This window comes from Arthrobacter globiformis NBRC 12137 (genome assembly GCF_000238915.1).
Classification (GTDB): domain Bacteria; phylum Actinomycetota; class Actinomycetes; order Actinomycetales; family Micrococcaceae; genus Arthrobacter; species Arthrobacter globiformis.
Genome location: NZ_BAEG01000098.1, coordinates 36,511 through 45,923, shown reverse-complemented (window position 1 = coordinate 45,923; position 9,413 = coordinate 36,511). Strand labels below are relative to the sequence as shown.

10 protein-coding genes and 1 tRNA gene are annotated in these 9,413 nt (G+C 65.4%); 7 read left to right on the top strand and 4 right to left on the bottom strand.

Annotated features, from left to right (window positions below; genetic code table 11):
• Nucleotides 1-42 precede the first annotated feature (42 nt).
• From ARGLB_RS20190 to ARGLB_RS20180, 3 genes are all read right to left on the bottom strand, one after another.
• Nucleotides 43-450, bottom strand: coding sequence for a hypothetical protein (locus tag ARGLB_RS20190; RefSeq protein ID WP_003805942.1), 408 nt, complete (start codon nt 448-450; stop codon nt 43-45).
• 120 nt (nt 451-570) lie between these two features.
• Nucleotides 571-750 (bottom strand): hypothetical protein, encoded by a 180-nt coding sequence (locus ARGLB_RS20185; protein WP_003805941.1) that lies wholly within the window; start codon nt 748-750, stop codon nt 571-573.
• Nucleotides 751-788: 38 nt separating this feature from the next.
• Nucleotides 789-2,009 (bottom strand): multidrug effflux MFS transporter, encoded by a 1,221-nt coding sequence (locus tag ARGLB_RS20180; RefSeq protein ID WP_003805939.1) that lies wholly within the window; start codon nt 2,007-2,009, stop codon nt 789-791.
• A gap of 180 nt (nt 2,010-2,189) precedes the next feature.
• On the opposite strand from ARGLB_RS20180, the gene ARGLB_RS20175 reads away from it, so the two are divergent.
• From ARGLB_RS20175 to ARGLB_RS20150, 6 genes are all read left to right on the top strand, one after another.
• Nucleotides 2,190-3,071, top strand: a complete 882-nt coding sequence (locus ARGLB_RS20175; protein WP_003805937.1) for a phage holin family protein — start codon at nt 2,190-2,192, stop codon at nt 3,069-3,071.
• 55 nt (nt 3,072-3,126) lie between these two features.
• Nucleotides 3,127-3,750, top strand: coding sequence for a CDP-alcohol phosphatidyltransferase family protein (locus ARGLB_RS20170; protein WP_003805936.1), 624 nt, complete (start codon nt 3,127-3,129; stop codon nt 3,748-3,750).
• The gene (locus ARGLB_RS20165) at nt 3,750-4,658 is read left to right on the top strand and encodes a DMT family transporter (protein ID WP_003805935.1); all 909 of its coding nucleotides are present in this window, start codon (nt 3,750-3,752) and stop codon (nt 4,656-4,658) included. The genes ARGLB_RS20170 and ARGLB_RS20165 overlap by 1 nt, the downstream gene beginning before the upstream one ends.
• A 107-nt stretch (nt 4,659-4,765) precedes the next feature.
• Nucleotides 4,766-5,962: a glycosyltransferase gene (locus tag ARGLB_RS20160; RefSeq protein ID WP_003805934.1), complete on the top strand. Its 1,197-nt coding sequence runs from the start codon at nt 4,766-4,768 to the stop codon at nt 5,960-5,962.
• A 146-nt stretch (nt 5,963-6,108) separates the two neighbouring features.
• A tRNA-Ile gene (locus ARGLB_RS20155) sits at nt 6,109-6,182 on the top strand.
• Nucleotides 6,183-6,322: 140 nt separating this feature from the next.
• Nucleotides 6,323-7,513 (top strand): acyl-CoA dehydrogenase family protein, encoded by a 1,191-nt coding sequence (locus ARGLB_RS20150; protein ID WP_003805933.1) that lies wholly within the window; start codon nt 6,323-6,325, stop codon nt 7,511-7,513.
• 34 nt (nt 7,514-7,547) lie between these two features.
• On the opposite strand, the gene ARGLB_RS20145 is transcribed toward ARGLB_RS20150, so the two are convergent.
• On the bottom strand, nt 7,548-8,111 hold the full coding sequence (locus ARGLB_RS20145) for a M23 family metallopeptidase (protein WP_043419982.1): 564 nt from the start codon (nt 8,109-8,111) through the stop codon (nt 7,548-7,550).
• Nucleotides 8,112-8,533: 422 nt separating this feature from the next.
• Between ARGLB_RS20145 and rpsB the strand changes: the two genes are divergently transcribed.
• On the top strand, nt 8,534-9,385 hold the full coding sequence (gene rpsB, locus ARGLB_RS20140) for a 30S ribosomal protein S2 (RefSeq protein ID WP_003805931.1): 852 nt from the start codon (nt 8,534-8,536) through the stop codon (nt 9,383-9,385).
• Nucleotides 9,386-9,413 lie beyond the last annotated feature (28 nt).

The window sequence follows — 9,413 nt, the reverse complement described above, 5'->3', positions numbered from 1 at the left end:
GCGGTTGGCCCCCAGAGCCGGCCGCGGGACTTTTTTGTGCCGTCAGACGAAATCCATCTCCACCTGGAGGAAACGCTCGGCCTCGGCTACGGCGGCTTCAAACGCCTCCCTCTCCGTGGGGGACTTCCGCGGTTCCCGGGGGTGCCACTCGTGGGGCGAGGAGTGCACGCGCGTGAAGCCGCCGTCGGGCGGGGCGTAGAAGATGCCGAACCGCTGGACGGGCCATTCGGGGGACGTTTCGGGGGCCACCAGCAGGGCAGCGTTGAAAGCCGGGTTGAACCACTGGGCTATGGGCCGGCGCCGGTCCTCAGTGAAAAGTCCCGCCGCATAGAGCGCTGCCGACTGCGCACTGGTCTGGGTGCACAGCCGGTCCCACCACAACGGCAGAATGCCGGAGTCGCACCGCTGCCACGTGGCCGGAAGTGGAGGATGGTCCTGCCAGTGGGGCACGTAACAACTTTATCGCTCAGGTACTCAGGCGAACAGATGGCCCGGCACCGGCCGCCTCCGGTCCGGAATCACGTCTGGAAGCACGTCCGGAGGCACGGCCTGGCCCAGGGGAAGCGGCGGTCAGGGCCTGTTCCAGGGTCCCGGATTGACGCGGTACAGCAGTGCAGAACCGACGACGGTGCCCACCAGGATGCCCAGTGCCGCGTTGCCCATCATCCGGCCGGCGAAGAAACCGGCCACGGCGCCCAGGATGGCTCCGAGGAACAGCCCTCGGCCGTTGCGGTGGGGTTTGCGGGTCATGGTGCCAGCCTACCCGCGGCGGGGAACCGGCCGGGCCGTCAGTGGATGGATGGCACGGTCCGGGGCCGGACCACAAGCCACAGCGCCGCCGCGGCGAGGAAGATGCAGCACGCCTGCACCGCGCCCATGGGAGTGGCGGAATTGCCTCCCAGCCAACCCACGACGGGGGAGATGATGCCCGCCATCAGGAAGGTGGACGCCCCGAGCAGCGACGCCGCCGTGCCAGCCTGCGCCCCGTGGCTGGCCAGCGCCAGGACCTGCACACAGGGGAAGGTGAACCCGGTGCCCAGGATGTAGAACCACAGCGGGACCATGACGCCCCAGAGCCCGAACCCCAGCTGGTCGAACACGACGATCAGCACGGCCATCAGGAACATCCAGGCGGTGGAGCAGGCCAGGATCCACTGCGGCGGGACCCGCTTGATCAGCCGGGAACTTGTCTGGACCCCCGCGACGATACCCAGCGAGTTGATGCCGAAGAGCAGGCCGTACTGCTGGGGTGAGAATCCGAAGACGTCCTGGAACAGGAACGGGGAAGCCGAGAGGTAGGTAAACAGGCCACCGAAGTTCATTCCGCCCAGCATCAGCAGGCCCACGAAGATGCGGTCGGAGAAGAGCACACCGTACCGTTGCCGAGCCGTCAGGCCGGACTGGCCCCGTTTCTCCCGCGGCAGGGTCTCCCGGACCAGTACGACGGCGGCAAGGATTACCGCCGCGCCGTAGCAGGCCAGGAACACGAAGATGCCCGGCCACGGCATGACCAGGAGAAGCTGGGACCCAATGACGGGCGCCAGGATGGGCGCGAGCCCGTTGACCAGCGCCATTCGGGAAAACATCCGGACCATGGCGTACCCACTGAACAGATCCCTGACCATGGCCATCGCCACCACGCCGCCGCCGGCCGCGCCGATGCCCATGAGGACCCGGAACACGCCAAGGGTCGCGATGTCGGTGGAGAGCGCGGCGCCCAGCGAGGCGGCGATGTGCAGCGCGGTGGCCAGGATCAGCGGGAGCCGCCGCCCGAACTTGTCGCTGAAAGGACCCACCACCAGTTGCCCCAGGGCAAAGCCGACAGTGGTGCCGGTCAGGGTGAGCTGGACGGCAGCTTCTGAGACGTTGAGGCTCGCTTCCAGGGCGGGGAAGGCCGGCAGGTAGAGGTCCACCGTGAACGGCCCGAGGGCGGTCAAGGCGCCGAGTAGGAGGATGTAGAGGAATTTCTGCCGGCGGCTGAGCGCATCGCCCGGGTTGGTGGTGGTCACAGAGAACCATCCTAGGGCTGACAGATCAGACTTTTACAGCGTTGGAGGGCTCGCCGGGGCTAATTCCAGAAGTTCCGGCTGACCCTGAATGGTAGTTTTGTCAGCGGGGGCGCGCGGGCTCACCGGAAACCCCCGAAGCAGCGAAGAAACATCGACGACGGAACCAGTTAGGCGGAACCTATGAGCGGGCGTCACAGCGGGCGGACCAACCAAGGACTGCGTATCACTGCGCTGCCAAAAACGTTGAGGCTCGCCATCAAACTGGCGCCGCGCCAGCTCAACGATGAGATCGCGCTGGCCAAGATTGAGGCAAAGCGCAAAGGCAAGCAGCTTGGCGTCGCCGGCGCCTTCTTCGGGGTGGCCGCCGTCTTCCTGGCGCTGCTGGTTACGGGACTCATCGTTGCGGCCATCATGGGGCTGGCCACCATCATGCCGGCCTGGCTGGCGGCCCTGCTCGTCAGCGCGGTCTTCCTGCTCATTGCCCTGATTGGCGGGCTCATCGGCCTCCGGAAGTTCAAGCAGGCCATGCCGCTGATTCCCGAGGACACTGTCCGTGGCCTCAAACACGACCTGGGCATCGCGAAGGAGGGCTCGGACTTCGACGCCGCCGTGCTTGATCCCAACTCGCCCCAGGCCAAGGCCGCCGCGGAAGCAAAGGCCGCCGAGAAGGCCAAGGAGAAGGCCGACAAGGAAGCCAAGAAGGCTGCCGAGGCAGTGGACGTTCCCGTGCCCACCGAGTCTGAACTCCGCCGCCGGCTGAAGCAGCGCCGTGAACACCTGACCGGTGTGCGGGATGAGCTTGGTGAGGAACTGGACGTCAAGACCCAGGCCCAGGCTCTCCTCGGTGTCGCGAGGCACCGCGCGGCGGAAGGCAACGAGAAGCTCCAGGAGACCCGCCAACGCGCGGCTGAACGCTTCGCCGCCATGTCGGCGTCGGCCCGCTCCGGGGCCTCGGAGGCTTCGCTGCCCGGCCAGCTGGAGGCGCGGTGGAAGCCGCTCCTTGCCCTCGCAGCCTCCGCTGCCGTCCTGCTCACCCTGCTGCGGAAACTCTTCAAGAGCTGAGCTTTGCCCTGAACGAAGACTGTACGAGGCCGCCGGCCGTGGAGAGGAAGGCCTGATGAAATTCATCGGCGCTGGTTCCCGTCCCGGCCAGCCGCATGTCGATCGCGATCTGGTCTATACCGTCCCCAATCTCCTCACGGTGCTGCGCTTCATGGGCGTGCCGATCTTCATCTGGCTGGTGCTGGCCCAGAAAGAATACGGACTTGCCGTGCTGGTGCTGGCCATCATGGGCAGCACCGACTGGGTGGACGGCTACATCGCCCGGCGGTTCAACCAGACCTCCAAACTGGGGCGCGTCCTGGATCCCATCGCCGACCGGCTGGCCCTGATAGCCGTCGCGGTCACCCTGGTGATCGCCGGCGTCGTCCAGTGGTGGTATCTGGCGGCGCTCGTGGTTCCCGACGCCGTCCTGCTGGGCATGTCGCTGTTCTACTTCCGCGGACACCCGGACCTGCCCGTAAGTCTCGTAGGCAAGGCCCGCACCGGCCTGCTGCTGCTGGGAACTCCGCTCCTGGTGCTGTCCAAGCTGTCCACTCCATTCGCCGGAGCATGGTTCGTCGCGGCCTGGGTGGTCCTGGGGCTGGGGCTCGTCGGCCACTGGATTGCTGCCTACAACTATTTCTGGGCGATCAAACGCAAAGGAAAAATGCTGACGGCCGACGACGGCGGGAACGGCTGATGGTCTGGGTTGCGGTTTTGCTCGCGGTCATGGGCGCCTTTTGCCTCGCCTTTGGTGCCCAGCGCCAGGGCAGCGCCGTTAAGCGGGACACCGGCGGCCTGGCGCTGAGCTCCAACGGTTTCCTGCGCCTCCTGCGAAACCCGCGGTGGGTCTTTGGCCTCCTCCTGCTTTGCATGGGGATGGCCCTGAACTCCGTAGCACTGGTCACGGCACCCCTCACCGTGGTGCAGCCCATCGGCGCCATCGCCCTGGTGATCACCACCGTGGTCAACAGCAAGGACCAGGGGCTGAGCATCAACCGCGCCACTGTGGTGGCCATCACCGCGTGCGTGACGGGATCGGCGCTGTTCGTCCTGCTTGCAGTGTTTGTCACGCAGGAAAGCCACCACGTCACGCCTGAAGACGAGCTCACTATTGTGCTGCTGCTTGCTCTTGCGGTGGGCATCTTCGGCAGCCTCGCCGCCATGTTCAAGCACCGCATGAGTGCGTTCATATACATCCTGGGCGCCGGCATCCTGTTCGGTTTCGTGGCCGTGCTGACGCGGATCATCGGCAAACACCTGCTTGATCCAAACGGCCTGTTCCTGCTGAACGTGCCGTGGTATTCGGTGGTGGCCATCGCAGCGGCCGGGGGACTGGGGTCCTGGTTCGTCCAGAGTGCGTACTCCACCGGTCCGCCGGACCTGGTGATCGCCGGCCTCACCGTGGTGGACCCCATTGTGGGCATCGCGATCGGCATCACGATCCTTGGCGAGCTGCGCCCCGATGTCCACGCCGTCCTGGCGATTGCCATGGGTACGGCGGCAACCCTTGCTATCGTGGGGGTAATCGCCCTTTCACGACACCATCCCGAGGTCACCAAACGGAAGAAGGACGTTCGGAAGGCCACGGGCAGGGCGTCCCACTAGCCGAGTTTTACTGCGGACCAGGCAAGAATGTGCCGGTGCACGACGTGCCGGCACCGGCCAGTGTGGTCAGCCGCAGCCGACCACCATGACCACCAGGAGCTTTCTACGTGACCATGCCCGACGCCCAGCGCCCACTGACCATCCTCATCGCGGCGGACACCTATCCGCCCCACGTTAACGGAGCCGCCCAGTTCGGCTACCGGCTGGCCAAGGGCATGACGGCGCGCGGACACGACGTCCACGTGCTGGCGTGCCGTCAGGACAAGGGCAAGAGCTTCACGGAGTTCCGCGCCGAAGCCACTGTCCACCGCCTCCGCTCGCACAGCGTGTTCACGCACGAATACTTCAGGGTCTGTTTCCCGTGGGAGATCAAGAAGGAAATCAGCCTGCTGTTCGACAAGGTCCAGCCGGACGTGGTGCACATCCAAAGCCACTACATGATCGGCGAACACGTCCTGTACGAGGCGGTGAAGCGCGGCGTCCGCGTCGTGGCCACCAACCATTTCATGCCGGAGAACCTCAACCCCTTCCTGCCGTTCCCGCAGTGGTTCAAGGACATCATCGGGAAGATCTCCTGGAAGGACATGGGGAAGGTGATGGGACAGGCGGACGTCGTCACCACGCCCACGCCGCTGGCCGCCAAAGCGATGCACCAGCACGCCTTCCTGCGGAAGGTGCTGCCCCTGTCCAACGGCATCGACTCGGCAGCATACGAGCCCAAGCCGGACGAGGTCATTGAACCGCACGAACACCCCACCGTGCTGTTTGCCGGGCGGTTGGCTGAGGAGAAGCACGTTGACGTGCTGATCAAGGCGGTGGCCGACACCCCTGCCGACCTGAACGTCCATCTGGAAATCGTCGGCGGTGGCGAGGTGCGCCCGTCGCTGGAGGCCCTGGTGGAACGGCTCGGACTGCAGAACCGGGTGAAGTTCCTGGGCCTGGCCAGCGATGACGAACTACGGGAGGCCTACATCAGGGCCGACCTGTTCTGCATGCCCGGTACCGCGGAGCTGCAGTCGCTGGTCACGCTGGAGGCCATGTCCGCATCGACGCCCGTCCTCCTGGCGGACGCCATGGCCCTTCCGCACCTGGTGCGCGACGGGGAAAACGGCTACCTGTTCAGGCCGAACGACAGTGCAGACCTCGCGGAGAAAATCACCCGGATTTTCCGCCTGCCGGCCGAGGAACGCAAAGCCATGGGCAACGCCAGCCGGTGCATGGTGGAACCGCACAGCATCCAGGGGACCCTGCAGACATTTGAGGACCTGTACTACGGGGCGAACTACGAGGACAAGGTCGTCTAAGGTCCTGCCCGTCAGCGGGCCAGCGGCGTGTGAAGTGGTCTGAAGCGCTTCGCCGGTTTGCTAGAGTAAGTCTGCCCAGCCGACGACGGGCACCTTCCGGGCCGGCGCTGGCCGGGCGCACCTTGCGGTAAACAGCGCAGGTGCATGGGGCTATAGCTCAGCTGGTTAGAGCGCGGGACTCATAATCCTAAGGTCCTCGGTTCAAGTCCGAGTAGCCCTACCTCCAGAGCCCTGATCTGCGTCTCCGCGGATCAGGGCTCTTTTCATTTTCCGCCGGCCTGGGATATGTTACTGACCAGTAACTATCCCGCCGGCGTCGTGATGTTCCACCACGGACGCTGGCCTGTGCGAAGGAGCGCCATGTCCGCTGCTGCAACTGACATCAACAGCCTGCCCTACGCCGACGGCGACTTCTTCTCGTTCGAACAGCTGCTCAGTTCCAAGGAGCAGGACAGGCTGGCCGAGGTCCGTTCCTTCCTGGCCCGGGAAGTAAAGCCGATCGCGGTGGACTGTTGGAACCGCGGCGAATTTCCCCTGGACCTGGTTCCCAAGCTGGCCGAGCTGGACCTGGTCAGCCCGGTGCGACGGCAGGGCCATTCCAATCTGTTCGCCGGCATCGTGCACGCGGAAGTTACCCGCGCGGACACGTCCATCGCCACCTTCATGGGTGTGCACGACGGCCTTTTCACCGGTTCCATCGAGGCCCTGGCCTCCCGGGAGCAGCAGGATGCCTGGCTACCGGACATCTACTCGCTGCGCAAGATCGGCGCCTTCGGGCTGACGGAACCCCTGGGCGGTTCGGACGTAGCCGGCGGCACGCGCACCACAGCCAGGCGGGACGGCGACCGCTGGATCCTTAACGGCGCCAAGCGCTGGATCGGCAATGCAACCTTTTCCGACTGGGTGGTGGTCTACGCGCGCGATGTGGCCGACAACCAGGTCAAGGCTTTCCTCGTGGATACTGGACTGCCGGGATTCAGCGCAACGAAGATCGAGAACAAGATTTCGCTGCGGACAGTGCAGAACGCCGACATCACCCTCGAAAATGTGGCGGTGCCGGACTTCTTCAAGCTGGCCAACGCCAACAGCTTCCGCGACACCAACAAGGTCCTGAAGGTCACCCGCCTCGCCGTTGCCTGGCAGGCGGTGGGCCAGCAGCTGGCCGCCTTCGACGTGGCCCGGCGTTACGCCGTGGAGCGGCACCAGTTCGGGCGCCCGCTGGCCTCGTTCCAGCTGGTGCAGAGCCAGCTGGTCCAGATCCTGGGGAACGCGGTCAGCTCCATGGGCATGATGGTGCGGCTCTCCCAGCTCGAGGATGCCGGCCAGGCCAAGGATGAGCAGTCAGCCCTCGCCAAGGCGTTCACCACAGCGCGGATGCGGGAGAGCGTGGCCATCGGCCGCAGCCTCCTTGGCGGAAACGGCATTGTGACGGACTTTGAGATGGCAAAGATCTTCGCCGACGCCGAAGCGATCTACTCCTACGAGGGCACCCACGAAGTAAACACGCTGGTGGCCGGCCGGGCCATTACCGGCGTCTCAGCGATCGTCTAACAGGCGCTATCGCCTGGCAGGCGAGATCCCTGCGTCAGTTCAGCGGCAGCAGCACCGAGGGGCGCAGGTCCAGGATGAAGGACAGCGGATTGAGGTACTCCTCCCCGCGGCGGACGCCCCAGTGCACGCACGGCCGGGGACCGCAATGGCCGGCCAGCAGGGTGCCCACCATGGCACCCTTGGCCACGGAAGCGCCCTTCCTGAGTGTGCTCCGCACCGGTTCGAAGCTGCTGCGGAGGCCATTGCCATGATCGATGGTGATGACGGGCCGGTCCACCACCACACCCACAAAACTGACGGTTCCGGACTCCGGGGCGGTGACCGGGCCGCCGTCGGACGCTGATCCGAGGTCCACGCCCCGGTGCCCGCTCAGCCATGGTTTGGCCGGGGGATCGAACGGACGCAGGACCGGCGGCCGCGGCGCAAGTGGCCAGCGCCAGCCCGCCGGCGCCGGCGTGGTGGCCCGGGACGAAACCCCTGCGGGGGAAAAGACCGGGACGCCGGGGTCTGTTCCCGCAGCCGGCGGTGCGGGCGCGGCGGAAGGTGCGGCAGCCGCCGTCGTGAGCAGGAGCACCGCCGCCATCACGTGAGCTTTCATGCCGCCAGCATGGTCGCCCGATCCGCCTGCCGGAACGGGGCCTTCGGCCTATGTGGAAAACGCCGCCTGGTGCGGCCGAACCGGTGCATTTGCCGCGGTCCGCTGTAGTACACTTGGTGGAGCAGTTTGCTGTGCCCTCAACGCATTCCATTTCGTGGCTAGCGTCAGCACGCCCCATTCAGGAGTGCGGGGGAGCAGTAGCTGACTACGCGTATCCAGCCCTCCACAACCGGTAAGCAGTTGCTTGCTGCTGCGGAGGATTGTGCCTCTTGCGGTCAGGTCCGGCAACGGTCCTGATGAGATGTGCAATGGATGCCAGGAGCCTGTGCCCGCCCGGGCAGGGCTAAATAACCGTCAACTATTGGCAGGGTAAGAGCGGCCGCGGCCGCTCTCATGAATGACCTGCCGGAAGGAGCGTCGGCATGCCCGTCGTAACCATGCGCCAGCTGCTTGACAGCGGCGTCCACTTTGGACACCAGACCCGCCGTTGGAACCCGAAGATGAAGCGCTTCATCTTCACCGAGCGCAACGGCATCTACATCATTGACCTCCAGCAGTCGCTGTCCTACATCGACCGTGCCTACGAGTTCGTCAAGGCCACCGTTGCCCACGGCGGCACCGTGCTCTTCGTCGGCACCAAGAAGCAGGCCCAGGAAGCCATTGCCGAGCAGGCCACCCGCGTTGGCCAGCCGTACGTCAACCAGCGTTGGCTCGGCGGCATGCTCACCAACTTCCAGACTGTTGCCAAGCGTATCCAGCGCATGAAGGAACTCGAAGAGATCGACTTCGACGACGTCGCCGGTTCCGCTTACACCAAGAAGGAACTGCTGCTCCTGCGCCGCGAGCTGACCAAGCTCGAGTCCAACCTCGGTGGTATCCGCAACCTGACCAAGGCACCGTCCGTGCTCTGGGTTGTTGACACCAAGAAGGAGCACCTGGCTGTTGACGAGGCCAAGAAGCTCAACATCCCGGTTGTGGCCATCCTGGACACCAACTGCGATCCGGACGAGGTCGACTTCCCGATCCCGGGCAACGACGACGCCATCCGCTCCGTGAACCTCCTGACCCGCGTTGTTGCTGACGCCGTTGCCGAGGGTTTGATCGCCCGCAACCAGCGCGCAACCGGCACCACCGAGACTCCGGAAGAGCCGCTGGCTGAATGGGAGCGCGAGCTCCTCGAAGGCAGCAAGGCCGAGGAAGCTCCGGCTGCCGAGGCTGCTCCCGCCGCTGAGGAAGCCCCGGCTGAGGCCGAGGGCACCGACTCCGCGAAGTAACAACTTCATCGGGATTTCCGGGCGCTGT